The sequence below is a fragment of the Actinocorallia libanotica genome (assembly GCF_039525175.1).
In the GTDB taxonomy this organism is placed as follows: Bacteria; Actinomycetota; Actinomycetes; order Streptosporangiales; family Streptosporangiaceae; genus Actinocorallia; species Actinocorallia libanotica.
The window spans coordinates 1-25,734 of the sequence record NZ_BAAAHH010000020.1 but is presented as its reverse complement, the minus strand read 5'-3'; the positions used below and the strand labels follow the sequence as shown (position 1 = coordinate 25,734).

Below are 25,734 nucleotides of genomic sequence, written 5' to 3'. Positions count from 1 at the left end.
ATGCCGAAAGCGCACGACCAGCCGATCATCGACACGATGATCGGGTTCCCGATGCGGGACCCGAAGGCGACGTACGGGTTCATCACGAAGCAGACCAAGGACGACGAGTCCGGGAAGCTGAAGATGCCCGCGGGCTACCTGTTCAAGGACGTTCCCGACCAGGCCGACGAGCGGGAGGAGATCGACCCGGTCGCCGTCACGCTCGGCCAGATGGACGCCCACGGCGTCGCCGTCGGCCTCGTCGGCGTCCGGAGCGACGACGGCAAGCGCGCCGTCGTCGACCACCCCGACCGGTTCGCCGGCTGCCTGTCGGTGGACCCGAACAAGGGCATGGACGCCGTCCGGGAGATCACCGCGGCGCACGCCGAGTTCGGCATCAAGGCCGTCGACGTCTTCCCCGCCGGGACGAATCCGCAGGTCGCCATCAACGACAAGAAGATGTACCCCGTCTACGCCAAGTGCGTGGAGCTGGGCCTGCCCGTCTTCGTCTGCGCGGGGATCCCCGGCCCCCGCGTCCCCTTCGAGCCGCAGAAGGTCGAGTACATCGACGAGGTGATGTTCGACTTCCCGGAACTGGTGATGGTCACCCGCCACGGCTGCGAGCCGTGGGTCGACCTGGCCGTGAAGCTCATGCTCAGGTGGCCGAACCTGTACTACTCCACGAGCGCGTTCGCGCCGAAGTACTACCCCCGGGAGATCGTCGACTACGCCAACTCCCGCGGTGCGGAGAAGGTCATCTACGCGGGCTACTACCCGATGGGCCTGTCCCTCGACCGCATCATGAGGGAACTGCCGGACGTCCCGTTCAAGGACGACGTGCGGCCGAAGTTCCTCCACGACAACGCCAAGCGCGTCCTCAAGCTGCAGTGACGGGGACTTCCCCCACCCCACCGGAGGAACTCGTGACCGACACCCTTCCCGACCGCTCCGCCGCCCCCGCCACCCTGCGCTGGACGGCGGACCAGGACCTGAGCCCGGACATGTGGAACATGCTGTGCGGCCCGGGCGGCCCGTTCGAGCGGACCGTCGAGGACGTCCTGGGCGCGCCCGCCGAGGTCTTCGTCCAGCGGCCCCCGCACCTTCCGGCGGTGCTGGTCCAGGCGGCCGAGCGCCATCCCGACGCCGGGTACTGCGTCTTCGACGGGCCCGAACCGGAGACCCTGACCTATGGTGAGGCGCTCTCCTGGACCGCGGCCTACGCCGAGGTCCTGCGCGACGAGCACGGCATCGGCAAAGGCGACCGGGTCGCGATCGCCTCGCCCAACCGCAGGGAGTACCTGCTGACGCTCTGGGCGACGCTCTCGCTCGGCGGCGTCATCGTCAGCCTCAACGGCTGGTGGACGCCCGCGGAGCTGGCGCACGGCATCGAGCTGACCGGGCCCTCGCTCCTCCTGGGATCGGCCCGCCCGCTCGAGCGGCTCGCGCGGACCGAGGCCGCCGGGCGCCTTCCCCTGGTGCCGCTGGAGGAGCTGGACCGGGCCGCGGCGGCCGTCCACGATCCGGCGGCGAGGCTCTTCCCGGCCGGCATCGAGGAGGACGACCCGGCCGCGATCCTGTTCACCAGCGGGACCACCAGCCGGCCGAAGGGCGCGACCCTCTCGCACCGCAACTTCGTGCACTTCGGCATGTTCGGCGGATGCGGCGGCGCCGTCGTCGTCATCAACGGCGGCGGCCGCTACCGGCAGGTCCCCGGCGACGTGCAGCGGACGAGCGTCTGCTCCAACCCGTTCTTCCACGTCTCGGGCGTGGGCCCCGCGCTGGTGACCGCGCCGATGTTCGGCTCCCGGCTGGTCTTCCCCGCGCGGGGCCGCTGGGACGCCGAGCGGGTGCTGGCGCTCACCGAGCGGTACGGGCTCACCCAGTGGCACGGGGTGCCCACCCATTTCTGGCGGATGCTCACCCACCCGGACTTCGAGAAGTACAGCACCGGCCAGGTCGCGGTCATCGGCAGCGGCGGTTCGTCGTTCGCCCCCGAACTGCTGCGCCTCTTCGAGGAGAAGATGCCCGGCGTCCAGATCACCAACGGCTACGGCATGACGGAGACCACCGGCGGGGGGACGTTCCTCAACGGGCCGCAGATGGACGGGCACCCGGCGTCGGTCGGCTCGGCGGCGCCCACCATGGAGGTGCAGGTCCGCGGACCGGAGGGCGAGCCGCTGGGTGAGAACGAGGTGGGCGAGGTGTGCATCCGGGGCGCCGGTGTCTTCCTCGGCTACTGGAACGACCCCGAGGCCACCGCCGCCGCCCTGACGGCGGACCGCTGGTACCTCACCGGCGACTACGGCCGCATCGTCGACGGCGTGCTCTACCTGGAGAGCCGGATGCGCGACCTCATCATCCGCGGCGGCGAGAACATCTACCCGATCGAGATCGAGTACCGCCTCGTCGAGCACCCCGGCGTCGCCGACGCCGCCGTCATCGGGGTCCCCGACCGGATCCTGGGCCAGCAGGTCAAGGCGTTCGTGGTGCCCGAGCCCGGCGCCTCGCTCACCGAGGAGGAGATCCGCGGGTGGGTGGGGGAGGCCCTGGCCGCCTTCAAGGTCCCCGCCTTCGTGGAGTTCCGCGACGCCCTGCCCTACAACGCGACCGGCAAGGTCATCAAACGCGAGCTGGAGGAGGAGTCGGGCGTCTCCTGAACGACGGCCGGCCCGCCGCCCTCGTCCGTCGCGGCGGACGAGGGCGGTCGTGCTTCAGGCGCCCGCCGGTTCGGCGAGCCGCCGGACCAGGGCGTCCCGGTGCAGGTCGGTGGAGCCGAACAGCAGCTGCGAGCTCTTGGCCCGGCGGAAGTACAGGTGGGCGGGGTGCTCCCAGGTGACGCCGATCCCGCCGAGGAGCTGGACGGCCTCGGTGGCCACGCGCATGGCGGCGTCGGTGCAGTAGGCCTTGGCGAGGCCCGCGGCGAGAGGCAGGTCGGGGGAGTCCGCGGCGGCGGCCCACAGGGCGTGGTGCGCCGCGGCGCGGGCCGACTCGACCTCCACGTACATGTGCGCGCAGGCGTGCTGGACGGCCTGGAACGCCCCGATGGGCCGCCCGAACTGCACGCGGTCCTTGACGTGGGCGACGGTGGTGCCCAGAAGGTGCTGGGCGACGCCCACGGCCTCCGCCGCGAGCATGGTGGAGGCGTGGTCCAGCACGCGGGCGAGGATGCGGGTCCCGGCGTCGCCGCGGCCGACGGGGTGCGCGGGGGTCGCGCTGAACTCCAGGCGCGCGAGCTTGCGGGTGGGGTCGAGGGTCCGCGTCGGAGTCCGGGTGAGACCTGCGGCGTCACCGCTGACGGCGTACAGGCCGACGCCCTGCTCACCGCGCGCGGTGACGAGGACGAGGTCGGCGTGGGCGCCGTCGAGGACCAGCTCCTTCACCCCGTCGAGCAGCCAGTGGCCGTCGGCGCGGCGCACCGCGGTGTGCTCGGCGGGCGCGTCCCAGGGGCGGCCCGGCTCGCTGAAGGCGACGGTGGCGGTCGTGACGCCGCAGGCGATGCCGGGCAGCAGCTCCCGGGAGCAGCCCGGGTCGCCGGCGGCGAGGATCGCCTGGACGGCCAGCACGCAGGTGGACAGGAACGGCGCGCCGAACAGCGTCCGCCCCATCTCCTCGGCGACGATCCCCACCTCCAGCGGCCCGGCTCCGGCACCGCCGAGGTCCTCGGGGACGGCCAGGCCCTGCAGGCCGAGCTGGGCGCCCATCTTCGTCCACACCGCGGCGTCGTGGCCGCTGGGCGTCTCCATGAGCCGGCGGACCTCCTCCTGGGGGGAGACGTCGCGCAGGAACGCCCGGACGACGCTCCGCAGCTCCTCCTGCTCGTCGCTGAAGGTCAGGTCCATGTGCTCTCTCTCCCTGGGTGGCGGGCGGCGCCCGGACGGGACATGGCCATAACTTATATATAAAATTCATTTTGCGACAAGTGGTCGCGGCACCGTACGGGACGCCGCGACCGCCTCCGCCCCCGAGGCGTCACATGTGGCGGCCGCCGGTGACCTCCAGGACGGTGCCGGTCATGTAGCTGGACAGGTCGCTGGCGAGGAACAGGGCGACCTTGCCGATCTCTTCGGGTTCGGCCGCCCGGTTCATGGGGACGCCCGCGAGTTTCTCGGCCCAGATGTCGGGGCGTAGGGCTTCGGTCATGGCGGTGCGGACCAGGCCGGGCTGGATGGCGTTGACGCGCACGCCCAGGTGGGCGAGTTCTTTGGCGCCGGCTTTGGTCATGCCAACGATTCCGGCTTTGGCGGCGCTGTAGTTGGTCTGGCCTATCAGGCCGACCTTGCCGGAGATGGAGGAGATGTTGACGATGGAGCCACTGCCCTGTTCGCGCATCTTCAGGGAGGCGTGTTTCATGCCGAGCCAGGTGCCGAACAGGTGCACGTCCATGACCTGGCGGAACTGCTCGGCGGTCATTTTGCGCAGGGTGGCATCCCGGGTGATGCCGGCGTTGTTGACCAGTACGTCCACCGACCCGTACTCGGTGGCGCAGGCCTGCACGAGGACCTCGACATCGTCCTCATCGGTGACGTCGCAGCGCACGGGCAGCACGGTGGCGCCCCCGGCCTCCAGTTCCTCGGCGGCGTCCTTGACGGCCTGGGCGTCGATGTCGCCGATCACCAGGCGGGCGCCCGCTCCGGCGAGGACCCTGGCGATGGCCAGGCCGATGCCCTGGGCGGCGCCGGTGATGATGGCGGAGCGCCCTTCCAACAGGTCCATGGGACCTCCCTTTCCTTCAAGCGTTCTGCGTGGGGCGGGGTCAGTTCGTGAGGCGTTCGAAGACGGCGGTGAGTCCCTGGCCGCCGCCGATGCACATGGTCTCCAGGGCGTAGCGGTCCTGGCGGCGGTCGAGTTCGCGCAGCAGGGTGGCGAGGATGCGGCCGCCGGTGGCGCCGACGGGGTGGCCGAGGGAGATGCCGGAGCCGTGGACGTTGGTGCGCTGCCAGTCGGTCTCGGTGAAGTTCCATTCGCGGGTGCAGGCCAGGACCTGTGCGGCGAAGGCCTCGTTGAGTTCGATGAGATCGATGTCGGAGAGCTTCAGCCCGGCCCGCTCCAGGGCGAGGGCGGTGGCGGGGACGGGTCCGATGCCCATGGTGCGCGGCGGGACTCCTGCCACCGCCCAGGACACGAGACGGGCCAGGGGGCGTAGTCCGAGGCGTTCGGCGTTGTCCCGGTGGGTGATGATGCAGGCCGAGGCGCCGTCGTTCTGTCCGCTGGCGTTGCCGGCCGTCACCGTGGCCTGCGGGTCTTGGCGGCCGAGGACGGGCTTGAGCTTGGCGAGGGCTTCCAGGGAGATGTCCGGGCGGGGGTGTTCGTCGGTGTCGATGACTGCTTCGCCTTTGCGGGTCTTCACCGTCACGGGGATGATCTCCTGGGCGAACACCCCGGAGCTTTGGGCGGCCACGGCTCTCTGGTGGGAGCGCAGCGACAGTTCGTCCTGCTCGGCGCGGGAGATGTCGTATTGGGCGCGGAGGTTCTCTGCGGTCTCCAGCATCCCGCCGGGCACGGGGTGGTGTTTGCCGCCTGCGGTGATGCGTCCTCGGGCGAGTCCGTCGTGGAGTTCCAGGGAAGGGCTGCGAACTCCCCAGCGCATGCCGGTGGTGTAGAAGGCGGCCGAGCTCATGCTCTCGGCTCCTCCGGCGACGATGAGTTCACTGACCCCGGTCTGGATCTGCATGGCGGCGTTGAGGACGGCCTGCAGTCCCGAGCCGCAGCGCCGGTCGATCTGCAGTCCGGTGACCGAGACGTCCAGCCCGGCGTCCAGGGCGGCGACGCGTCCGATGGCGGGTGCGTCGGAGTTGGGGTAGCACTGCCCCAGGAACACCTCGTCGATGTCGGCGGAGGTCAGCCCGGTGCGTTGGAGGAGTCCGCGCAGCACGGTGGCGGCCAGGTCGACGGCGGGGGTGTCCTTGAAGGCCCCGCCGTAGCGGCCCACGGGCGTGCGGACGGGCTCGCAGATGACGGCCTCACGCATGTCGTCCCCCTCTCAGACGGAGTAGCGCAGCAGCATGGAGGCGACGCAGGCGGGCTTGGCGGCGCCCTCGACCTCCCAGGTGAACCGGAGCCGGACGAGGATCCCGCCGGTGACGTCCTGAACGTCCTCGATCTCGGCGCCGACCCTGACCTTGGCGTCGACGGGAACGGGAGAGGGGAAGCGGATCTTGTCGTAGCCGTAGTTGACGCCCATCCTCACGCCCTCGATCCGGTAGATCTCCCGGACCAGCCTCGGCCCGAGGGACAGGGTGAGCAGGCCGTGGGCGATGGTGCCCCCGAAGGGCCCCTGGGCGGCCCGCTCCGCGTCGACGTGGATCCACTGGTCGTCACCGGTCAGCTCGGCGAAGACGTCGATGTCCCGCTGGGTGACGGTGCGGTAGCCGCTGTAGCCCAGATGCAGGCCGATGGAGGCACGGATCTCGTCCACACCGTTGAGCACGCGCATGGGAACTCCTCTCATCAAATATTTAAGAGAATGTATCAAGTCGCGTTCGCGAGGTTAGGGTGCGGTCGTGACTTCCCGATTCCTCGCGCACGGCGGAACCCTCCCCGGCGTCCTGGAGCGCGCTCCCCGCACCGCCCTGTCCCTCCTCGACGACGGCACGCGCCTCACCTACAAAGAACTGCTCGACGCCGCCCGAACCATCGCGAACGCCCTGACCTCCGCAGGAATCGGCGAAGACGAGACCGTGGGCGTCCGGCTGCCCAACGGCGGAGACTGGGCGATCGCCGCCTACGGAATCCTGTGCGCCGGAGCCAGAGTCGTGCCGATCAACACGCGATACACGGATTCCGAGGCCGCGGACATCATCACCCGCTCCGGCTGCCGCCTGGTCATCACGGAGAAAGCGGCCGCCACCCCTCCACCGCCCGCCCTCCTCGGGCCGCCCGCTCCCTCCAAGCCGACCGCTTCCTTCGAGCCGCTCGCGGTCTTCGAGGCGGCGGCGGTGCCGGAGGTGTGGTCGGTTTCCGAGTTGCTGGCTTCGGGCGGTGGCGGCGCGGAGACCGACCGGCGGATGAGGGGGCTGCATCCTGGCCGGATCAGCCACGTTCAGTACACCTCGGGTGCGACCGGGCTGCCGAAGGGTGTGCTGCTGCGGCACGGAGGGCTGGTGGAGACCACCCGTGGCTGGGTGGCGAACACGGGCCTGCGCGGTGGTGACCGGTACCCGGTGGTGGCGCCGTTCGCGCACATCGGAGGGCACAAGACCGGCCTGCTCGCCTGCGCGGTGGCGGGTGCGACGGCGCTGCCCCAGCCCGTGCTGGACCCGAAGGCGCTGGCGCGGACCGTTGCGGAGCACGGCGTCACGGTGCTCCAGGGGCCGCCCGCCCTCTTCCAGGCCCTGCTGGCGGAGCCGGACATGCCCGTGGGCCGGGTGCGGGTCGCCGTCACCGGGGCGGCGGTCGTGCCTCCGGCGCTGGTCCACCGGCTGCGCGAACAGCTGGGCATCCCGCACGTCTTCACCGGCTACGGGCTGACCGAGGCGTCGGGTGTGTGCACGATGACGCGGTGGGACGACCCGGTGGCGGCCGTCGCGGAGACGTCCGGGAAGCCCGTCCCCGGCGTGGAGGTCAGGCTCGCCGCCGCCGACGGGCCGGGCGAGATCCTGGTGCGGGGCCCCGGCCTGATGGCCGGTTACCTCGACGACCCGGAGGCGACCGCCGCGGCGTTCACCGACGGCTGGCTGCGCACCGGAGACCTGGGGGAGTGGGACGGCGAGGGCAGGCTGCGCGTCGTGGACCGGCTCAAGGACCTGCTGATCGTCGGCGGGCTCAACGTCTCCCCGGCGGAGGTGGAGCACGTCCTCACCGGGCATCCGGGAGTGGGCGCCGCCGCCGTGGTGGGCGTCCCGCACGAGCGCCTGGGCGAGGTGCCCGCCGCGTTCGTCGTCGGCGACGCCGGGGCGGAGGAACTGGTGGCGTACTGCGCGGAGCGTCTGGCGGGCTTCAAGGTGCCGCGCACCCTCTGGCACGTGGCGGAGCTGCCGCTCAACGGCGCGGGCAAGGTCGACAAGCCACGGCTCAGGCGGGAGGCGGGACGGCGCTCGTCGGGCACGGTTCCGAACCCCCGGCCTTGAAGCCAGCTCCCATCTAATGTCTATTATATCAATGATTATTTTTAAGTTCCTTGAGGAGAGGCGGATACCCCATGGACGCAGCGAAGAAGGTCGCCATGATCGTCGGCGGTGGTTCGGGGATGGGCCGTGCCACCGCCGAGCTGCTGGCGGGCCAGGGCGCGACGGTCGCGATCGTGGACCTGCCCAACGGCAGAGGAGCCGAGGCGGCCGAGGCGCTGGGCGCGTCCTTCCACCCCTGCGATGTGACCGACGAGCAGGGCGTCGACGCGGCCTTCGACGCCGTCCTGGAGACGCACGGCTCGGTGCACATCGCGGTCAACACCGCGGGCGGCGGCGTCAGCAAGCGCACCATCAGCAAGGACGGTCCGCTGCCGCTGGCGGAGTTCCGCAAGCTCATCGAGCTCAACCTGGTCGCGACGTTCAACCTGAACCGGCTGCAGGCCTGGCACATGAGCAAGAACGACCCGGACGACAACGGCGAGCGGGGCGTCATCATCAACACCGCCTCCATCGCCGCGTTCGAGGGCCAGATCGGGCAGGTCGCCTACACCGCCGCGAAGGCCGGCATCGCCGGGATGAGCCTGACGATGGCCCGCGACCTTGGCAGCCTGGGCATCCGGGTGATGGCCATCGCCCCGAGCCTGTTCGCCACCGGCCTGCTGGAGGGCGCGCCCGAGAAGATCGTCAAGGTGCTGACCAAGGACGCCGCCTTCCCGCGCCGTGCGGGCCTGCCGATCGAGTTCGCCTGGTTGGCGGAGTCGATCATCAAGAACCCGATGCTCAACGGTCAGACCATCCGCCTGGACGGCGGTCAGCGCTTCGCCCCCAAGTAGCCGCCGCCCGATGCGCGGTGCTCGCGAGGAGAAGGAGAGAAGATGAGTGAAGCGGTGATCGTCGCCGTCGCCAGGACGCCGATCGGGCGGGCGAACAAGGGTTCGCTGGTGGACGTGGACGCGTTCGCGCTGGCCCGTACCGTGGTGACCGCCGCGGTCGAGCGGTCGGGGGTGCCGGTCGGGGACATCGACGACCTGGTGCTGGCGGAGTCGTTGCAGGGCGGCGGTGTCATCGGCCGGTACGTGGCGGTGGAAGCGGGGCTGGAGCACGTGCCGGGCCTGGCCGACAACCGGCACTGCGCCGCCGGGCTGAGCGCGGTGCAGATCGCGGCCGGTTCCATCCGCGCGGGCATGGACAAGGCCGTCATCGCGGGCGGCACCGAGAGCCTGAGCTCGATGCCCCAGGTGCTGAAGTCGACACCCGCATCGGCGCGCGAGTACAAGCGGTGGATGTCCCTCAGCCACCCGCCGACCCCGCAGGCTCCGGCCACGGACATGGCGCTGACGGTGGGGGAGAACGCCGCGCGCCTGGCCGGAGTCACCCGGGAACAGGCCGATGAGTGGGCGATGCACTCCCATCTGCGCGCCGCCGCCTCAGTGGCGGAAGGCCGTTTCACCGACGAGATCGTGCCGGTGACGCTGCCCGACGGCTCGCTGTTCACCACCGACGAGCACCCGCGTGCCGACACCACGATGGAGCGGCTCGCCTCGCTTCCCGTCCTGCACCCCGAGATCGAGGGCGCGGTGGTGACCGCGGGCAACTCCGCCGGGCTCAACGACGCCGCCGCGGCGGTCGTGGTGGTCTCCGGCGACTACGCCCGTACCCACGGGCTGACGCCTCTGGCGCGGGTCGTGTCGTGGGCGTCGGTGGGCGTGGCACCTGAGCGCACCGGCTTGGCTCCGACGCTGGCCATCCCCAAGGCGGTCGAGCGCGGCGGCCTGAAGGTCTCCGACATCGAGCTGTTCGAGATCAACGAGGCGTTCGCGACCATGGCGGTGGCCTCCAGCCGCGAGCTGGGCCTGGACCACGGGATCGTCAACGTCAACGGCAGCGGCTGCGGTCTGGGCCACCCGATCGCGGCGACCGGCGCGCGCATGGTCGTCACGATGATCGGGGAACTCCACCGCCGCGGGGCGTCCCTGGGGTGCGTGTCGATGTGCGCGGGCGGCGGCATGGGCTCGGCCCTCGTCCTGGAAGCCCTCTGAGAACGAGGGGATCCGGCCGGCTCACCGTCCGGCCGGGTCCCCGCCGTCCGCGGCCGTGCGGCCGAGGAACAGGCCGCGGCTCTTGAAAAGCTCGGCGACCAGCTCGCCCTGCCGCTGGAGCATGCTCGCGTAGGCCTCTGCCGAGCCCTTGCCGTCACCGGCGGCGATCGCCGCCAGGACGCGGACGACGCCCTCCCGCTGCACCTCGGTGGCGCCGGGCACCAGGGCGAAGAAGTTGCCGGGCACGATCCCGACCATGGCGCGCAGCACGGCCCGCAGCCGGGGCGAGCTCGCCGTCTTCAGGATGAGCCCGTCGAACTCGCGGTTCAGGCGCGCCACCACCGCCGGATCGTCCTCGCCGTCGAACCTGCCGCACACCGCGTTGAGCCGGTCGACCATCTCCGGGGTGCGGCGCTCGGTGGCACGCTGCGCGGCGAACCCGTAGATGAGCCCGTAGAGCGCGTAGTGGTCGCGCACGGCCGCCTCGTCCAGGGAGCCGATGAACGCGCCGCGGTGCGGCCGGATCGTGACCCAGCCCTCCCGCTCCAGGGAGAGCAGCGCCTCGCGCACCGGGATGCGGCTGACCCCCAGCCTCCGGGCGATCTCGTCCTGGGGGACGCGGTCGCCCTGGCGCAGCCGTCCGTCGAAGATCAGCCTGCGGATGTAGAGCGCGGCCTGCTCTCCGCTGCTGCGGCGCACCATCGCCTCCCCGGGGGGAGGCAGCGGCGTGCCGGCCGCCGTCTCTGCGGTCACGTCAACACCTCATCCGTCTGGAAAATAAAATCTGCAGTATTCACTTCTCTACGTGAGAGCCGCGGCGTTCGGCCAGCCTGCGCTGGAGGGCGCGGACGGTCTCGGCGAACTCGGGCCTCTCCACCGACCACTCCTGGGCGGCCAGCTCCAGCTTCGCCGCCTCCTCCGCGGTGGTGAGGGCGAGGCACTCGAGCAGCGTCCGCTTGGTGCGGCGCACCAGCGGCGCGGAGCGGCCCGCCGCGCGTCCGGCCAGGCGCAGCGCGGTGGACTCCAGGTCGTCCTCCGGCACGCACCGCCAGGCCAGCCCCCGGGCCGCGGCCTCCTGGCCGGTGAGCAGGTCGCCGCACAGGACGAGGGCGGCGGCGCCCTGGGCCCCCACCCGTCCGGCCAGCCGCCACAGATGCCCGCCGCCGGGGTGGATGCCCACGTCCAGGAAGCGCGGGTCGAACCGCGCCGCGGGCGAGGCGAGGATGACGTCGCAGGCCAGGGGGAGATTGACGCCCGCTCCGATGGCGGGGCCGCCGACCGCGGCGATGGTGGGCACCGGGGCCGCCGCGAGGCGCTCCATGCCCGCGTACATCTCCGCCAGCGGCACCGTCCGGTTCAGCAGCCCGTCGAGGGAGCCTCCGGCGCAGAAGACGGGTGGCTCGGCGGTGAGCACCAGGGCCCGCGCCCCGTCGGCCAGCGCGGTGTCCACGGCCTGCGCCAGGTCGTCGCTCATCCGTTTGGACAGGGCGTTGCGGTGCTCCGGGTCGGCCAGCACCAGCACGCCCACCCCGTCGTCGACCGTGACGCGCACGAGCCGGGGCTCCGCGGATCCGCCCATGGTCCTCATCTCTCCTCACTCGACATCAAGATGCTATTTTATACATAATCAAATTTGATGTGCCGGATCGATGCCGATCGAGGAGTGAGATGCAGCCGCTGGCGGGAATCGTCGTGGTCGCCGTGGAGCAGGCCGTGGCGGCTCCCCTCTGCACCCGGCACCTGGGCGACCTGGGCGCCCGGGTGATCAAGGTGGAGAACCGCCGCGGCGGCGACTTCGCCCGCGACTACGACGAGGCCGTGCACGGCATGGCCGCGCATTTCGTGTGGGCCAACCGCAACAAGGAGTCCCTCGCCCTGGACCTCAAGCACCCCGAGGGCAGGGCGATCCTGGCGCGGCTGCTGGCCGGCGCCGACGTCATGGTGCAGAACCTGGCGCCCGGCGCCGCCGCCCGTCTCGGGCTGGACGCGACGGAGCTGCGGGCGCGCCACCCCCGCCTGATCACCGTGGACATCTCCGGCTACGGGCGCGGCGGCCCCTACGCCCTCGCCCGCGCCTACGACCTGCTGGTGCAGTCCGAGGCCGGTTCCTGCGCCATCACCGGCACACCCGAGGACCCCGCCAAACCGGGCATCCCGCTCGCCGACATCGGCGCCGGCATGTACGCGCTGACCAGCGTGCTCACCGCCCTGTACGCCCGCGAGCGCACCGGGCGGGGCGCCTCGGTCTCGGTCGGCCTGTTCGACGCGGTCGCCGAGTGGATGGGCTTCGCGCTCAACCAGGCCCGCTACGGAGGCTTCGACGTGCGGCCCAACGGGCTCAGCTCCCCGATGGTCTCGCCGTACGGCGCCTACCGGACCGCCGACGGGCAGACCCTCGTCCTGGGCACGACCAACGACCGGGAGTGGCAGCGCCTGGCCGTGCACGTGCTGGACCGCCACGACCTCGCCGCCGATCCCCGGTACGCCACCAACAGCGACAGGGTGGCGCACCGCGCCGAGCTCGACGAGGCCATCGCCGCCTGGGCCGCGGGCGTCACGCTGGCCGAGGGCCGCGCGCTCGCCGAGAAGGCCGGGCTCGGGCACGCCAGGCTCAACACCCCCACCGAGGTCGTGGCGCACCCGCAGCTGGCCGAGCGGAACCGTTGGCGTGAGGCCGACAGCCCCGTCGGGCCGGTCGCGGTGCTGCTGCCGCCGCCCGAGTGCGACGACTGGGACTGGCGCCTGGACGCCGTCCCCGCCCTGGGCGAGCACTCCGAATCCATCCTGCGCGAGCTGGGCCACGGCCCGGCGGAACTCGAACGGCTGCGCGCGGCGGGCGTCTTCGCCACGCCGGACCGCCCGGCCGCGCCCTAGAGAGGAACCCCCACGGTGCTCGAAGTGGATCTGGCCGCCCTGCTCCTGCGGGTGACGGTCGGCGGAACGATGATCGCGCACGGCTGGAACCACGCGTTCGGCGGCGGCAGGCTGCCCGGGACGGCCCGCTGGTTCGAGTCGATCGGCATCCGGCCCGGCCGGGTGCACGCGCTCCTGGCCACCCTCACCGAACTCGGCGCGGGCCTGCTGCTGGTGCTCGGCGCCCTCAACGCGCTGGCCGCGGCCGGGGTCGTCGGCACCATGCTGGTCGCCCTGGTCTCCAACCACCTGAAGAACGGCTTCTTCATCTTCCGGCCCGGCGAGGGCTGTGAGTACGTGCTGATGATCACGATGGCCGCCGCCGCGCTCGGCGCGCTGGGCGCCGGCAGGTTCTCCCTGGACCACGTCCTGGGAACCGAGCTGGACGGCCTCGCGGGCCTGGCGGTCGCGGCGGGCCTCGGCGCGCTGGGCGCGGCCCTGCTGCTGGGGCTGTTCTGGCGGCCGGGCGGCGCCGGGGCGGCGGAGGAGAAGGCCTGAGAAACCCCGCGCACGCACCTGGTGGCGCCCATCGCCCCCTGCTATCTTCCCATTGAAGAGTTCTTTTAAAGAGAGTTTTCAAACCCGGCACGGAGGGCTGACATGTCCCGGTTCCCCTTCCCCATCCCCAACGGCTGGTTCGCCGTGGCACGGACCGGCGAGGTCGCGACCGGCCAGGTCGTGCCGGCCCGCTACTTCGGCCGCGATCTGGCCATCTACCGCACCGCCGACGGCGAGGCGCGGGTCGTCGACGCGCACTGCCCGCACCTGGGCGCCCACCTCGCCCACGGAGGCCGGGTCGCCGGGCAGCTCCTGGAGTGCCCCTTCCACGCCTGGCGCTTCGACGGCGTCTCCGGCCGCTGCGTGGAGGTGCCCTACAGCGACGCCGAACCCTCGGCCAAGGCGGTCGTCCGCGCCTACCCGGTCGTCGAGCGCTTCGGCATGGTCTTCGCCTGGCACCACGCGGGTGGTGCCGCCCCCTACATCCCGATGCCGGAGATGGCGGAATTCGAGGACGAGGACTGGGTCGACCCGGTCTTCCACGAGTTCGAGATCGCCACCTGCGTCCAGGAGATGGCCGAGAACAACGCCGACTACGTGCACTTCAAGTACGTCCACGGCATGGAGACGGTGCCGGGCGGCGAGGTGGAGTACGACGGCTTCGTCAAGACCGTCACCGAGCGGCAGGAGTTCAAGAACAAGGAGGGCAAGGTCTACGCGCTGGACTTCGTCCGCAAGTCCCACGGTCTCGGCCTGGGCGCGCTGCGGCTCAAGGGCGTCATGTCCTTCGTCTCCTCGGTGACCCCCGTGGACGAGGAGAACGTGCACATCCGCTGGGTGTTCGTCTTCCCGAAGTCCATGGAGAAGTTCTCCCCGCGGATGATCGGCGAGTTCGTGAAGCAGGTCGGCGAGGACGTGCCGATCTGGGAGAACAAGGTGTACGTCGAGAAGCCGCTGCTGATCAAGGGCGACGGGCCGATCATCGAGTTCCGGCACTGGGCCCGGCAGTTCTATGGTGAGGAGGTCCCGGCGAGCGCCTGGATCCCCAACCGGGTGAAGCGACTTGAAGGCAGTGGTGTCTGAGCGAGCGAACGGCGGGCGCGGCGTCGAGACCAGGCAGCGGATCCTCGACGCCGCGGAGCGGCTCATGGCCGAGCGGGGGATCGAGGGCGTCTCCCTCAACGAGATCAACAGCGCGGCCGGCCAGCGCAGCACGGCGTCCCTGCACTACCACTTCGGGGGCAGGGAGGGCCTGGTCCGGGCGATCATGCAGCGGCACGGCCCCTGGCTGCGCGCCCGGCACGAGGAGCTCTACGCGCGGCTGGTCGGCGACGGCCGGCAGGAGGACGTCCGGGCGCTGGCCGAGGTGATCGTCCTGCCGCCCGCGGAGTACCTGGAGCTGGGTCCCAGCCCCCGCGCCGCGATCCGGATCTGGGTGTCGGCGCTGAACCGGCCGCAGCTGGACATCGAAGAGGTCTCGCATCTGGTCGACCCCGTGCTGACGGACGTCGGCCGGCGGATCGTCGCGCTCGTGAGCCGCTCGATGCCCCGCGAGCTGGCGGTCGAACGGCTCTTCCTGGCCTCGCAGGCCGTCCTGCACCTGCTGGCCGACCGCGCCGCGCTGGAGGACGCGTCCGACAACCGGCGCCGTCCGCTGCCGCTGCCGCTGATGGCGGCCAACCTCGTGGACATGACCGTGGCCGCGCTGACCGCCCCGGTGGGCGCGGCGACCGCCCGGCTCGCGGAGACCGCCTTCGACCGCGCACCCGCCTGACACCGCCTTCCCCGGGCTCGCCCCGGGGAATCTCGTCACGTACTCTGTATATAGAATCCAATATTTAGGAGGGTCTCGTGACGGAACACATCATCCGTCCGGACGTGCTCGACGACCGGCTCGCCAAGATCCCGCGGCTCATCGACGTGGACGCCCACGTCGTCGAGCCGCCGGACGTGTGGACCTCCCGGCTGCCCGCCCGGCTGCGTGAGCGCGGGCCCCGGATCGTCCACGCCCCGGCCGGCGAGGTCAAGCTCGTCGACGGCAGGTACGTGGAGACGCCCGGCGCCGAGGGCCGCGATGTGGCCTGGTGGAACTACGACGGCGTCATGACGCAGATCAAGAAGTACATCGCCGCCGCCGGGGTGCCCGCCGACGAGGTCACCAATGAGGGGATCACCTACGACGACATGCGTCCGGGCTGCTACATCCCGTCCGAGCGGCTCAAGGACATGGACGTCAACGGCGTCCAGGCGCAGATGTGCTTCCCCAACTACCCGCGCTTCTGCGGCCAGATCTTCCTGTGGGGCGAGGACCGCGAGCTCGCCGAGCTGTCGGTGCGCGCCTACAACGACTGGATGGTCGAGGAGTGGTGCGGCTCCAGCGGCGGCCGCCTCATCCCGCTGTGCATCATCCCGCTGTGGGACGTCGACCTGGCCGTCGCCGAGGTCCGCCGCAACGCCGCGCGCGGCGTGCGCGCCGTGGCCTTCAGCGAGCTGCCCGCCTACCTGGGCCTGCCCAGCATCCACTCCGGCCACTGGGACCCGTTCTTCGCCGCCTGCGCCGAGACCGGCACCGTCGTGTCGATGCACATCGGCTCGGGGACGAAGACCCCGCAGACCTCCGCGGACGCCCCGCCCGCGGTGGGTGCGACGATCATCTTCGGCAACAGCGTCGCGAGCATGGCCGACTTCATGTTCTCCGGCGTGCTGCACCGCTTCCCCGATCTGAAGCTGCTGTACGCCGAGGCCCAGATCGGCTGGATCCCCTACCTGCTGGAGCGCATCGACGACGTCTGGGAGACGCACCGGGGCTGGGCGCAGGGCCAGGAGAACTGCCCCGAGCGGCCCTCGACGTACTACTACCGGCAGATCACCAGCTGCTTCTTCAAGGACGCCGTCGGTGTCGAGCTGCTGGACAAGGTCGGCCTGGACAACGTCACCTTCGAGACCGACTACCCCCACCAGGACGGCACCTGGCCGCGCTCGCGCGAGGAGGCCGCCCTGCAGTACGGGCACCTGGACCAGAAGAGCATCGACAAGATCGCCCGGGGCAACGCCATCCGGCTGCTCGGGCTGGACTTCGCCGAAGAGTGAGAGGTCGCACAGGGCGGGCGGGGCCGGAGGCGATCAGCCCGGTTCCGTCCTCCTGATATCTTATTCTTGAGATGGGTGACGGAGGGTCACCCGGTGAGTCGAGGAAGTGAACGACATGGCACGCCGCCAGGGGGCCGCAGCGGCCGACGTTCTGTCCGCTCCCCAGGAGCAGGCCACGCTGCCGGGGGAGAGCCTGGCCCGGATGAGCAGCGGGGAGCAGGTGCGCCTGTACGTCCGCAGGCTGATCTTCGACGGGGTGCTCAAGCAGGGTCAGCGGGTGCCCCAGGACGCCATCGCCCAGGCACTGGGCGTCTCGCGCATCCCGGTGCGCGAGGCGCTGATCGCGCTGGAGCGCGAGGGCTGGACGACGATCATCCCGCACCGCGGCGCCTTCGTGAACGCGCTCGATGAGCCGTCGGTCCGCGACCACTACGAGCTGTACGGCCTGTTCTACGGGTTCGGCGTGCGCCGCGCCGTGGAGCGCAAGGGCACCGACCTCGCCGAGCCGCTGCGGGTGCTGCAGCAGCAGATCGCCGAGACCACCGACCCGGAGGTCCTGCACCGGCTCACCCTGGCCTTCCACCGCACGGTGATCGACGCGGCCCAGTCGCCGCGGCTGCGCACCATGCTGCGCCAGATGACCGACATCGTGCCGGGCAACTTCTTCGCACTGGTCCCCGACGCGGACGAGGTCGAGCGCGAGGGCGTGGCCGCCATCGTCACCGCGATCGAGCGCGGCTACCCCGAGCTCGCCGAACGCGAGTACGCCACCATGCTGCGCCGCCAGGGCGACCTGGTGGTCGAGCTCTTCCGCGCCCGCGGCATGTTCGACGCCGACGACGCCGAGGACGGCTCCGCCCCCACCGCCTGAGGCGCGGCGGGCCGGCGGAGCCCCTTCGTCCGGATCCCGGCGGGCGCCCTCAGTCCTTCGGCGCGGCCGGGGGCCGCCGGTCCGCCAGGACGAGGCGGGTGACCTCCTCGAGGTTGCGGATCGCCTCGGCCACCGTGATGCGGCCCGTGGTCCAGAAGGTCAGCCCCACGGCCAGGGTGGAGCCGATCGCCGTTCGCGCGGGCCGGGCCACCTCCTCGGGCAGGCCGTCCATCAGCGCGGCCATCACGCGCTGGTTCTCCTCGCCCAGTTCCACCAGCGTCTCGCTGACGTAGGGATCGCTGCGCGACTCCAGGTACACCACCAGCCGGGCGAAGTTCGGGTTGTGCTGGAACGCGCGCATCTCGCGCAGGACGAAGGCCAGCACCCGCTCGCACACCTCGTCCGCCGCGGAGGCGCCGGAGGCGCCGGCTGGCGCGCGCCCCGCGGCCCGGCGGTCGACCTCGCCCATCACCTTGTCGGTGAGCCTGCGGTGCCAGTCCGCCCAGGCCGCGGCCAGCAGGTGGTCCTTGGAGGCGAAGTACCGGTAGGCGGTGCCCAGCGCCACCCCGGAGCGCTCGGACACCTCCCTCATCTGGAGGTTCTCCGGCCCGGCCGCCGAAACGATCTCTATGACCGCCTCGGTGAGCCTGCGGCGGCGGGCGAGCTGGTTGGGGGTCATGGTCTCGACCGTGGCGCGGAAGAAGTCGTGGCTCACCCGGCCGATTCTACGGCAACAAGGTTCAGTCCTCCGAAGAAGAGATTTCGTCTTTTCACCCGTGGTCAGACGCGGTGGACAGCGGGACGCCTTGACTTATTTAGAACCGGGTTTCAAAATTTGGTTCCACATCGACTCCGAGCCACGGGCCTTCGGCGGGCCGCGCGCCCGCCGCCCGGAGAGGACCCGCCATGACCTTCCCCGCGGACGCACCGGTCATCGACACGATGATCGCCTTCCCGCAGAAGGACACCGCCCGGTACGACTTCATCCGCGCGCAGACCAAGGACACCGCTTCCAAGGAGGAGATGGAGTTCCCCGCGGAGTACATGTTCAAGGAGGTGCCCAAGGACCTGCCGACCGACGACCCGATCGGCGTCACCCTGCGCGAGATGGACCGCTACAACATCGAGCGCGGCCTGATCAGCGTGGGCGACGAGGTCTCCCGGCTGGCGCTCGAGCGGTATCCCGACCGGTTCGCGGCCTCGGGCACCATCGACCCCAACACCGGTATGGACGGCATCCGCAGGATGGTCCGCGAGTACGAGGAGTTCGGGATCCGCGCGGTCGGGGTGTTCCCCGCAGGCACGTTCCCGCAGGTGGCCATCAACGACAAGAAGATGTACCCCTTCTACGCCAAGTGCGTGGAGCTGGACATCCCGATCTTCGTCTGCGCCGGGGTGCCCGGTCCGCGGCTGCGCATGGAGCCGCAGCGCGTCGAGCTCATCGACGAGGTGATGTTCGACTTCCCCGAACTGGTCATGGTGACCCGGCACGGGTGCGAGCCGTGGACGGACCTCGCGGTCAAGCTCATGCTCAAGTGGCCCGGCCTGCACTACTCCACCAGCGCCTTCGCGCCGAGGTACTACCCTCAGGCGATCATCGACTACGCCAACAGCCGCGGCGCCGACAAGGTCCTCTACGGCGGCTACTTCCCGATGGGCCTGTCCCTGGAGCGGATCTTCACCGACATGCCCCGCGTGCCGTTCCACGACGAGGTGTGGCCCAAGTTCCTGTACGGGAACGCCAGCCGCCTGCTCAAGCTCGACCGGTAGGAGCGTCCGCCGCCGCGGGACGTACCGGGCGGCGTCCCGGCACGCCCCGAGGCGGAGGGGCGGGTCAGGCGGTGGCGTTCTGGGCGAGCTTGCCCATCTCGATGCCGACGGTCTTCTCGAAGCGGCCCTTGTCGGTGGAGCGGATGCTCACGTCGTGGTCGCCGGCCTCGGCGCGCAGCGCGCCGACGGTGGCGTTCTCCTTCGTGCGGCCGCCCACGAAGGGGTCGAAGGAATACCAGCGCATCGCGTTCTGATAGGTGATCTTGTCGAGTTCGTCGTCGGGCACGTCGGCGGCGACGGCGGCGAGCTCCTCGGGGGCGTTCGGCCAGGAGGAGTCCGAATGCGGGTAGTCGCACTCCCAGGCGATGTTGTCGATGCCGATCATGTTGCGGAGCTGGACGCCGACCGGGTCGGAGATGAAGCAGGTCAGGAAGTGCTCCCGGAAGACCTCCGAGGGGAGCTTGTCGCCGAAGTCCTGGCCGGTCCACAGGTGGTGCATGTCGTAGGTGCGGTCGATCCGGTCGAGGAAGTAGGGGATCCAGCCGGTGCCGCCCTCCGACAGGGCGAACCTGATGTTCGGGAACTTCTTGATCACCCGGGACCACAGCAGGTCGGCGGCGGCCTGGCAGACGTTCATCGGCTGCAGGGTGATCATGACGTCGACGGGTGCGTCGGGCGCGGTCACCGACAGCTGGCCGGACGATCCGAGGTGGATGGAGACCACGACGCCCTCGTCGGAGACGGCCTGCCACAGCGGGTCCCAGTACTCGTTGTGGAAGCTGGGGTAGCCCAGGGTGGCGGGGTTCTCGGTGAAGGTCAGGGAGCGGCAGCCCATCTTGGCGACCCGGCGGACCTCGCGTGCGCACTCCTCGGCGTCCCACAGCACCGGCAGGGCCATCGGGATGATGCGGCCGGGGTAGGTGCCCGCCCACTCCTCGATGTGCCAGTCGTTGTAGGCGCGCAGGACGGCCAGGGCGAGGTCCTTGTCCTCGGCGTTGGCGAAGAGCCGTCCGCTGAAGCCGGGGAAGGACGGGAAGTTCATCGACGCCAGGATTCCGCCGGCGTTCATGTCCTTGATGCGCTCGTGGATGTCGTAGGTGCCGGGGCGGATCTCGTCGAAGGCGGTCGGCTCGATGCCGTACTCCTCCTTCGGCCGGCCGGCGACGGCGTTGAGCCCGATGTTGGGGATGATCGACCCGTTGAAGCTCCAGACGTCCGAGCCGTCCTTCTTCGTGATGACCCTGGGCGCCGCGTCCCGGTACCGCGCCGGGATGTGGTTCTTGAACAGGTCCGGCGGCTCCACCACGTGGTCGTCCACGCTGATCATGATCATGTCTTCGGCGTTCACGGTGCTCCTCGGATGCGGCGGAAGGGCGGTGATCAAGGACTGAACTACCGTTCGGAAAAAGTGAACAGCAGTTCGGTGCCGGACACAAGACCCCATTGCGGGCTTGTTGGAGAAAGTAGATTAGATAATATATCTATCTCACCGCCGCCTGAAGGAGAGCTGATGTCCGACTGGGTGAACGTCGAGCAGAGCACCCTGCTCGAACTGCTGGACCGCCGCCTCGAAGGCGACCCGGACGGACCGTTCCTGGACTGCTGCGGCACCCCCTACACCGCCGCGGAGATGGACCTGGAGGCCAACCGGGTGGCCAACGCGCTGGCCGGGCTCGGGGTCGGGCACGGGTCCACGGTCGCCACCATGCTGGAGAACGGCTCCGCCGCCGTCGTGTCCTGGTTCGCCATCCACAAGCTCGGCGCGATCGCGGTCCCGGTGAACACCGCCCTCAAGGGCCCGCTGCTGCGCCATGTGCTCTCCGACGCGATGACCTCCGTCGTCATCGTCCAGGACGACCTGGCCGAGCGCCCGCTGGAGGTCCTCGACACCATCGACTCCGTGCGGCACGTGGTCGTCGTGGGCGAGCGGGGGACCGCCTCGACGGCCGGTGCCCGCTGGGCGCTGCACGGCTGGGCGGAGCTGCTCAAGGCCGACGATTCCCGGCCGGGTGTCCTGGTGCGCCCCGCCGACCTGGGCACCATCGTCTACACCGGCGGCACCACCGGCCCGTCCAAGGGCTGCGCGCTCAGCCACAACTACCACCTGTCCATCGCCCGGCAGATCATCTCCTCCTGGGGCCGCACCCCCGAGGACGTCGTCTGGTCGCCGCTCCCGCTGTTCCACTTCAACGCCATCTCGTGCATGCTCACCGGCACGCTGATCAACGGCGGGCGTGCCGCGCTGTCCCGCAGGTTCTCCGTCTCCGGCTTCTGGCCCGAGATCGACCGCACCGGCGCCACGATCGCCTCACTCCTGGGTTCGCTGGCCGTACTGGTGGCCAAGGCCGACGACCACCCGCAGGCGCGCGGCTCCGGCACGCCGGAGGCCAACACGACACTGCGCCTGGTGACCGGCGCGCCGATGCCTCCGGAGATCGACGAGATCTACCGCGAACGCTTCGGCGTCACCACCTTCAGCAACGCCTACGGCACCACCGAGGCCTCCCTCATCTCCTGGCTGCCGCCCGGCCGGGAGGGCAGGCCCGGATCGGCGGGCATCGTCAACGCCGAGACGTTCGACGTCAAGGTCTTCGACGACGAGGACCACGAGGTGCCCGCCGGCGAGATCGGGGAGATCGTGTGCCGGCCCAGCGCGCCGCACGTGATGTTCGAGGGCTACTGGAAGCGCCCTGAAGCGACCATCTCGGCCTGGCGCAACCTGTGGTTCCACACCGGTGACATCGGGCGGATCGACGAGGACGGCTATCTCTTCTTCGTCGACCGCAAGGCCGACTACATGCGCCGTCGCGGAGAGAACATCTCGAGTTGGGAGTTGGAGAAAGTGTTCCACGAACATCCTGAAATCAAGAACGTGTGCGTGCACGCGGTGGCGAGCGAGGTCAGCGAGGACGACGTGAAGGTCGCCGCCGTCCTCAGGGAGGGGTCGGAACTCACCGAGGAGGCGCTGTGCCGCTGGTCGATCGACCAGCTCCCGTACTACGCGGTGCCCCGGTACTTCGAGTTCCGCGACGAGCTGCCGCTGAGCCCGACCGGCCGGGCGACCAAGAGCCTGCTCCGGGACGAGGGCATCACGCCCGCCACCTGGGACCGCGAGGCCGCCGGCGTGAAGTTCGAGCGCCGCTGATGAGCGCCGAGCCCACGGGGCTGAAGGGCGACGACCTCGGCACCCCCTACCTGCGCTTCGAACGCCGCGGCCCGCTGGCCTGGTGCGTCGTCGACCGGCCGGAGGCGCGCAACGCGCTGACCGCCGCCATGTACTTCGGGATCCGGCGCGCGGTGGACCTGCTCAACCGCGACCCCGGCCTGGCCGCCCTGATCATCACCGGGACCGGCGACGTGTTCATGCCGGGCGGCGAGCTGCGCGGCCGCGAGCCCGACCGCTGGCTGGACTTCCCCGACCTGCTGGGCCTGGACGCCACCCCGTTCGAGGCGATCCGGCGCTCGCCCAAGCCGGTCGTCTCGGCGGTCAACGGCATCGCGCAGGGCGGCGGGCTGCTCATCGCGATGCTCTCGGACGTCGCGGTGGCCGGGGAGAGCGTCACGGTGCGGGCGCCGGAGCTGTTCCGCGGCATCGCCGACACCGGTTACGCGGCCTACCTGCCCGCGCAGATCGGCATCGCGCGGGCGCGGGACATGCTGCTCACCGGCCGGGTCGTGACCGCTCGGGAGGCCGAGGACTGGGGCATGTTCACCCGTGTCGTGCCCGACGACCAGGTGCGCGCCGTCGCCGAGGAGGTGGCGATCCAGATCGCCCGCACCGCGCCGCAGGCCAGGATGCAGGTCAAGCGGATCGTGAACGACAACTACGACCGCGTGGACCGCACCACGTTCGACGCGCTCCTGTACAACGAGGAGATGATGGAGGGCGGCCGCGCCTTCGCCGAACGACGCGACCCGTCCTGGGTGCCGGAGGAGTTCCGCACCGGAGGCAGGCTCTGACGGGGTGCCCGGCACCGGTCACCTTCGGCCCGGGTTCTGATCTCCCCGAACCGGAAGGAAACCCCATGGAGAACGTCGACTCCCCTGATGCCGTCCATCCCGTGCTGGAAGGCAGGAAGGAGGGCTCGGCTGAGCTCGCCGACGTCGTCCGCAGGCTGATCGAGCTGACCACCGCCACCACGGCGCCGGAGGAGGTCACCCGGGCCGCGGCGCGGGAGCTGCACGCGCTCGCGGACGTGCTGGAAGGCCACGTGCCCGACCCGCCGCTGCCCAAGACCTTCCTGCATCCGCCGGCCGAGGGCCCGGTCGACCTGGCCGGACGGATGCCGTTCGACGTGGTGGTGGGGGCGCACAATCCGCTGGCGCTTCCGCTGGAGGTCAGTCTCGAACCGCCGAAGTCCGTGCTCAGGGGCGTCTTCACCCGCCCGTACGAGGGCCCTCCCGGTTGCGTGCACGGCGCGGTCATCGCCGCCTCGTTCGACGTCGTGCTCGCCGCCGCGAACGTCATCGCGAAGGCGCCGGGTCCGACGGCGCGCCTGGAGATCACCTACCGGCGGCCGACCCTGCTGCACACGCCCTGCGTCTTCGAAGGATGGGTGGAGCAGCAGAACGGGCGCTCGGTGCGCACGGTCGGCCGCCTGATGCAGAACGGCCGCGTCACCGTCGAGGCCGCGGGCGATTTCGTGAAGCTCGACCAGGAGCAGCTGGCGAGGATGGCCGGGCGGGCCAGGGACTCCCTTTCCTGACCGTTCACCTGGGGCTCCCCGCCCCGGCCCGTTCCGGGTGCGGGGAGGCCGTCAGGAGATGACCTTGCCGGCGCGCAGTTCGGACAGTTCGGCGCCGGTGAGGCCGAGCTCCGCCGCCAGGACGGCGTCGGTGTGCTCGCCGAGCCACGGGGGGCGGATCTCCGCCGCCGGGGCGACGCCGCTCAGACGGACGGGGTTGCCGGGGATGAGCACGGGCTGCTCGACACCGTCGGTCCGGGGCAGTTCCACGAGCATGTCCCGGGCCCGGACGTGGGGGTCGGTGACGACTTCGGCGTCGCTGAGGCAGGGGCCCGCGGCGACGCCCGCCCTGCCGAGGAGGTCGCAGGCCTCGACCTTGGTGAGGTGCGCGGCCCACTCCTCGACGGCGGGGCGCAGGAGCGTCTCGAGGTGGTCGACCCACCCCTGGCGGGTGGCCAGGCGGGGGTCGTCCTTCCATTCGGGGTGGCCGACGAGGTCGGCGAGTTTGGCGAAGTGCTGCTCGCGGGCGACCTGGAGGACGAACCAGCCGTCCTTGGCGCGGAACCCGTGCATGATGAGCGGGCCGGTGTCGCCGTCGCGCAGTCCCATGGACCAGAAGTTGGTGACGACGTCGGTCATGGCGACCATGGCGTCGAACATGGCGATGTCGACGTACTGGCCGCGTCCGGTGGCCTCGCGGTGGCGCAGCGCGGCGAGGACGCCGATGGCGGCGAAGAGGGCGGCGCCGATGTCGCCGAGCGCGCCGACCGGCGCGGGGCGGGGCGGCTCGTCGCCGGTGCGCTTCATCTCGTAGATGCCGGACATGGCCTCGACGATGGGGGCGAAGGCGGGCCAGCCGCCGTAGGGCGTGGGCACGGTGTTGCCGAAGCCCGAGACCGAGACGTAGATGCCCGCGGGGTGCACGGCGGCGATGTCGGGGTAGCCGAGGCCGAGCCGCGCCATCGCGCCGGCCTTGGAGTTCTCGGCGATGACGTCGAACCTCGGGGCCAGCTCCAGGACGAGCTCACGGCCGCGGGGGTTCTTCAGGTCGACGCAGATGCTGCGCTTGCCGAGGTTGTTGCGCAGGAAGGTGGCGCCCACGCGCCTGCCCTCCGGGTCGGTCATCGCGGGGAGCGAGCCGCGGCCCGAGTCCCCGGTGGGCGGTTCCACCTTGACGACGTCGGCGCCGAGCCGGGCCAGGAGCTGGGTCGCGTAGGGGAGTGCCTGCATCTGTTCCAGCGCCAGGACGCGGATGCCGTCCAGGGGCCGGGTTCCCACCTGAGTCATGGGAGGAGTCTAATTGCAGATTAGATCTTTTATGCAATCTACGATTAGGATGCGTGGTATGCGCGGAATCTTGTCCTGGGGCGCCTACCTGCCCCACCGGAGGCTCGACCGTCAGGCCATCAGGGCCGTGGCGGGCGCGGGCGGCGGCAGGGGCACCCGGACCGTCGCCTCCTACGACGAGGATGCGATCACCCTGGGGGTCGCGGCGGGGCGGCTCGCCCTGCGCACGGCCCCCGCCGAACCGAGAGCCCTGTGGTTCGCCACGACGGAGCCCCCCTACCTCGACCGCACGAACGCCACGACCGTCCACGCGGCCCTGCGCCTGGGCCGCGACGTGCCCGCCTACGACGCCGTCGGCTCGGTCCGCTCGGCCCTCGGCGCGCTGCGCGCGGCCTGCGACGCCGCCGCCCCGGCGCTCGTGGTCGCCGGAGACCTGCGCGGCGGGCTGCCCGGCGGGGCCGACGAGGCCGCGGACGGCGACGGCGCGGCGGCCCTGGTCGTCGGGTCCGACGCCGACGGGCCCGTCGTCGCCGGAC

The 25,734-nt window shown here is 71.0% G+C and carries 24 protein-coding genes and 1 pseudogene; 16 read left to right on the top strand and 9 right to left on the bottom strand.

The window, feature by feature from the left end; translation table 11 throughout:
- Together ABD140_RS22825 and ABD140_RS22820 are read left to right on the top strand one after the other, a co-directional pair.
- A complete protein-coding gene (locus ABD140_RS22825) occupies positions 1–870 on the top strand; it encodes an amidohydrolase family protein (RefSeq protein ID WP_344242967.1) in 870 nt (289 codons plus the stop codon).
- Between the two features lie 32 nt (positions 871–902).
- Positions 903–2,636, top strand: coding sequence for a class I adenylate-forming enzyme family protein (locus tag ABD140_RS22820; RefSeq protein ID WP_344242966.1), 1,734 nt, complete (start codon positions 903–905; stop codon positions 2,634–2,636).
- A gap of 54 nt (positions 2,637–2,690) precedes the next feature.
- Here the strand turns inward: ABD140_RS22820 and ABD140_RS22815 are convergent, their stop codons facing one another.
- The 4 genes from ABD140_RS22815 to ABD140_RS22800 all read right to left on the bottom strand — a co-directional run bounded on the left by ABD140_RS22815 (position 2,691) and on the right by ABD140_RS22800 (position 6,412).
- The gene (locus ABD140_RS22815; protein WP_344242965.1) at positions 2,691–3,818 is read right to left on the bottom strand and encodes an acyl-CoA dehydrogenase family protein; all 1,128 of its coding nucleotides are present in this window, start codon (positions 3,816–3,818) and stop codon (positions 2,691–2,693) included.
- Positions 3,819–3,948: 130 nt separating this feature from the next.
- The gene (gene fabG, locus ABD140_RS22810) at positions 3,949–4,692 is read right to left on the bottom strand and encodes a 3-oxoacyl-ACP reductase FabG (RefSeq protein WP_344242964.1); all 744 of its coding nucleotides are present in this window, start codon (positions 4,690–4,692) and stop codon (positions 3,949–3,951) included.
- 40 nt (positions 4,693–4,732) lie between these two features.
- Positions 4,733–5,947 carry an acetyl-CoA C-acetyltransferase gene (locus ABD140_RS22805; protein ID WP_344242963.1) on the bottom strand — a complete coding sequence of 405 codons (1,215 nt, stop codon included), beginning with the start codon at positions 5,945–5,947 and terminating at the stop codon, positions 4,733–4,735.
- A gap of 12 nt (positions 5,948–5,959) precedes the next feature.
- On the bottom strand, positions 5,960–6,412 hold the full coding sequence (locus ABD140_RS22800; protein WP_344242962.1) for a MaoC family dehydratase: 453 nt from the start codon (positions 6,410–6,412) through the stop codon (positions 5,960–5,962).
- Positions 6,413–6,479: 67 nt separating this feature from the next.
- On the opposite strand from ABD140_RS22800, the gene ABD140_RS22795 reads away from it, so the two are divergent.
- The 3 genes from ABD140_RS22795 (at position 6,480) to ABD140_RS22785 (ending at position 10,084) form a co-directional block, all read left to right on the top strand.
- Entirely contained in the window at positions 6,480–8,045 is a 1,566-nt protein-coding gene (locus tag ABD140_RS22795) for an AMP-binding protein (RefSeq protein WP_344242961.1), read from the top strand.
- A gap of 71 nt (positions 8,046–8,116) precedes the next feature.
- On the top strand, positions 8,117–8,878 hold the full coding sequence (locus ABD140_RS22790; protein WP_344242960.1) for an SDR family NAD(P)-dependent oxidoreductase: 762 nt from the start codon (positions 8,117–8,119) through the stop codon (positions 8,876–8,878).
- Positions 8,879–8,920: 42 nt separating this feature from the next.
- Positions 8,921–10,084, top strand: coding sequence for a thiolase family protein (locus ABD140_RS22785; protein WP_344242959.1), 1,164 nt, complete (start codon positions 8,921–8,923; stop codon positions 10,082–10,084).
- 21 nt (positions 10,085–10,105) lie between these two features.
- Here ABD140_RS22785 and ABD140_RS22780 read toward each other — a convergent pair whose 3' ends face one another.
- Together ABD140_RS22780 and ABD140_RS22775 are read right to left on the bottom strand one after the other, a co-directional pair.
- On the bottom strand, positions 10,106–10,837 hold the full coding sequence (locus ABD140_RS22780) for a GntR family transcriptional regulator (RefSeq protein ID WP_344242958.1): 732 nt from the start codon (positions 10,835–10,837) through the stop codon (positions 10,106–10,108).
- 40 nt (positions 10,838–10,877) lie between these two features.
- Positions 10,878–11,663 (bottom strand): enoyl-CoA hydratase-related protein, encoded by a 786-nt coding sequence (locus ABD140_RS22775; RefSeq protein ID WP_344242957.1) that lies wholly within the window; start codon positions 11,661–11,663, stop codon positions 10,878–10,880.
- A gap of 89 nt (positions 11,664–11,752) precedes the next feature.
- Here ABD140_RS22775 and ABD140_RS22770 point away from each other — a divergent pair, with 89 nt between their 5' ends.
- From ABD140_RS22770 to ABD140_RS22745, 6 genes are all read left to right on the top strand, one after another.
- Positions 11,753–12,958, top strand: coding sequence for a CaiB/BaiF CoA transferase family protein (locus ABD140_RS22770; protein WP_344242956.1), 1,206 nt, complete (start codon positions 11,753–11,755; stop codon positions 12,956–12,958).
- Positions 12,959–12,973: 15 nt separating this feature from the next.
- Positions 12,974–13,495 carry a DoxX family protein gene (locus tag ABD140_RS22765; RefSeq protein ID WP_344242955.1) on the top strand — a complete coding sequence of 174 codons (522 nt, stop codon included), beginning with the start codon at positions 12,974–12,976 and terminating at the stop codon, positions 13,493–13,495.
- 102 nt (positions 13,496–13,597) lie between these two features.
- A complete protein-coding gene (locus ABD140_RS22760) occupies positions 13,598–14,578 on the top strand; it encodes a Rieske 2Fe-2S domain-containing protein (protein ID WP_344242954.1) in 981 nt (326 codons plus the stop codon).
- Complete coding sequence (locus ABD140_RS22755; protein ID WP_344242953.1) at positions 14,571–15,269, top strand: TetR/AcrR family transcriptional regulator; 699 nt, start codon at positions 14,571–14,573, stop codon at positions 15,267–15,269. The genes ABD140_RS22760 and ABD140_RS22755 overlap by 8 nt, the downstream gene beginning before the upstream one ends.
- Positions 15,270–15,346: 77 nt before the next feature.
- Entirely contained in the window at positions 15,347–16,585 is a 1,239-nt protein-coding gene (locus ABD140_RS22750; RefSeq protein ID WP_344242952.1) for an amidohydrolase family protein, read from the top strand.
- A 115-nt stretch (positions 16,586–16,700) separates the two neighbouring features.
- Complete coding sequence (locus ABD140_RS22745) at positions 16,701–17,456, top strand: GntR family transcriptional regulator (protein ID WP_344242951.1); 756 nt, start codon at positions 16,701–16,703, stop codon at positions 17,454–17,456.
- 49 nt (positions 17,457–17,505) lie between these two features.
- Here the strand turns inward: ABD140_RS22745 and ABD140_RS22740 are convergent, their stop codons facing one another.
- The gene (locus ABD140_RS22740; protein WP_344242950.1) at positions 17,506–18,171 is read right to left on the bottom strand and encodes a TetR family transcriptional regulator; all 666 of its coding nucleotides are present in this window, start codon (positions 18,169–18,171) and stop codon (positions 17,506–17,508) included.
- A 191-nt stretch (positions 18,172–18,362) separates the two neighbouring features.
- On the opposite strand from ABD140_RS22740, the gene ABD140_RS22735 reads away from it, so the two are divergent.
- A complete protein-coding gene (locus ABD140_RS22735; RefSeq protein WP_344242949.1) occupies positions 18,363–19,226 on the top strand; it encodes an amidohydrolase family protein in 864 nt (287 codons plus the stop codon).
- Between the two features lie 64 nt (positions 19,227–19,290).
- Here ABD140_RS22735 and ABD140_RS22730 read toward each other — a convergent pair whose 3' ends face one another.
- The gene (locus ABD140_RS22730; RefSeq protein WP_344242948.1) at positions 19,291–20,574 is read right to left on the bottom strand and encodes an amidohydrolase family protein; all 1,284 of its coding nucleotides are present in this window, start codon (positions 20,572–20,574) and stop codon (positions 19,291–19,293) included.
- 162 nt (positions 20,575–20,736) lie between these two features.
- Here ABD140_RS22730 and ABD140_RS22725 point away from each other — a divergent pair, with 162 nt between their 5' ends.
- The 3 genes from ABD140_RS22725 to ABD140_RS22715 all read left to right on the top strand — a co-directional run bounded on the left by ABD140_RS22725 (position 20,737) and on the right by ABD140_RS22715 (position 23,932).
- Entirely contained in the window at positions 20,737–22,371 is a 1,635-nt protein-coding gene (locus ABD140_RS22725; RefSeq protein ID WP_344242947.1) for an AMP-binding protein, read from the top strand.
- On the top strand, positions 22,371–23,186 hold the full coding sequence (locus tag ABD140_RS22720) for an enoyl-CoA hydratase/isomerase family protein (RefSeq protein ID WP_344242946.1): 816 nt from the start codon (positions 22,371–22,373) through the stop codon (positions 23,184–23,186). Before ABD140_RS22725 ends, ABD140_RS22720 begins: the two co-directional genes overlap by 1 nt.
- Before the next feature lie 65 nt (positions 23,187–23,251).
- Positions 23,252–23,932, top strand: a complete 681-nt coding sequence (locus ABD140_RS22715; protein WP_344242945.1) for a PaaI family thioesterase — start codon at positions 23,252–23,254, stop codon at positions 23,930–23,932.
- A gap of 51 nt (positions 23,933–23,983) precedes the next feature.
- On the opposite strand, the gene ABD140_RS22710 is transcribed toward ABD140_RS22715, so the two are convergent.
- On the bottom strand, positions 23,984–25,198 hold the full coding sequence (locus ABD140_RS22710; RefSeq protein WP_344242944.1) for a CaiB/BaiF CoA transferase family protein: 1,215 nt from the start codon (positions 25,196–25,198) through the stop codon (positions 23,984–23,986).
- Between the two features lie 58 nt (positions 25,199–25,256).
- On the opposite strand from ABD140_RS22710, the pseudogene ABD140_RS22705 reads away from it, so the two are divergent.
- Positions 25,257–25,734: pseudogene (locus tag ABD140_RS22705) on the top strand (hypothetical protein); the annotation flags it as partial.

Excerpts from the sequence above, each read along its gene's own strand:
- ABD140_RS22825 (WP_344242967.1), top strand. The coding sequence starts at position 1 with ATGCCGAAAGCGCACGACCAGCCGATCATCGACACGATGATCGGGTTC.
- ABD140_RS22815 (WP_344242965.1), bottom strand. The coding sequence starts at position 3,818 with ATGGACCTGACCTTCAGCGACGAGCAGGAGGAGCTGCGGAGCGTCGTC.
- fabG (WP_344242964.1), bottom strand. The coding sequence starts at position 4,692 with ATGGACCTGTTGGAAGGGCGCTCCGCCATCATCACCGGCGCCGCCCAG.
- ABD140_RS22805 (WP_344242963.1), bottom strand. The coding sequence starts at position 5,947 with ATGCGTGAGGCCGTCATCTGCGAGCCCGTCCGCACGCCCGTGGGCCGC.
- ABD140_RS22800 (WP_344242962.1), bottom strand. The coding sequence starts at position 6,412 with ATGCGCGTGCTCAACGGTGTGGACGAGATCCGTGCCTCCATCGGCCTG.
- ABD140_RS22790 (WP_344242960.1), top strand. The coding sequence starts at position 8,117 with ATGGACGCAGCGAAGAAGGTCGCCATGATCGTCGGCGGTGGTTCGGGG.
- ABD140_RS22785 (WP_344242959.1), top strand. The coding sequence starts at position 8,921 with ATGAGTGAAGCGGTGATCGTCGCCGTCGCCAGGACGCCGATCGGGCGG.
- ABD140_RS22775 (WP_344242957.1), bottom strand. The coding sequence starts at position 11,663 with ATGGGCGGATCCGCGGAGCCCCGGCTCGTGCGCGTCACGGTCGACGAC.
- ABD140_RS22770 (WP_344242956.1), top strand. The coding sequence starts at position 11,753 with ATGCAGCCGCTGGCGGGAATCGTCGTGGTCGCCGTGGAGCAGGCCGTG.
- ABD140_RS22760 (WP_344242954.1), top strand. The coding sequence starts at position 13,598 with ATGTCCCGGTTCCCCTTCCCCATCCCCAACGGCTGGTTCGCCGTGGCA.
- ABD140_RS22745 (WP_344242951.1), top strand. The coding sequence starts at position 16,701 with ATGGCACGCCGCCAGGGGGCCGCAGCGGCCGACGTTCTGTCCGCTCCC.
- ABD140_RS22735 (WP_344242949.1), top strand. The coding sequence starts at position 18,363 with ATGACCTTCCCCGCGGACGCACCGGTCATCGACACGATGATCGCCTTC.
- ABD140_RS22725 (WP_344242947.1), top strand. The coding sequence starts at position 20,737 with ATGTCCGACTGGGTGAACGTCGAGCAGAGCACCCTGCTCGAACTGCTG.
- ABD140_RS22720 (WP_344242946.1), top strand. The coding sequence starts at position 22,371 with ATGAGCGCCGAGCCCACGGGGCTGAAGGGCGACGACCTCGGCACCCCC.
- ABD140_RS22715 (WP_344242945.1), top strand. The coding sequence starts at position 23,252 with ATGGAGAACGTCGACTCCCCTGATGCCGTCCATCCCGTGCTGGAAGGC.
- ABD140_RS22710 (WP_344242944.1), bottom strand. The coding sequence starts at position 25,198 with ATGACTCAGGTGGGAACCCGGCCCCTGGACGGCATCCGCGTCCTGGCG.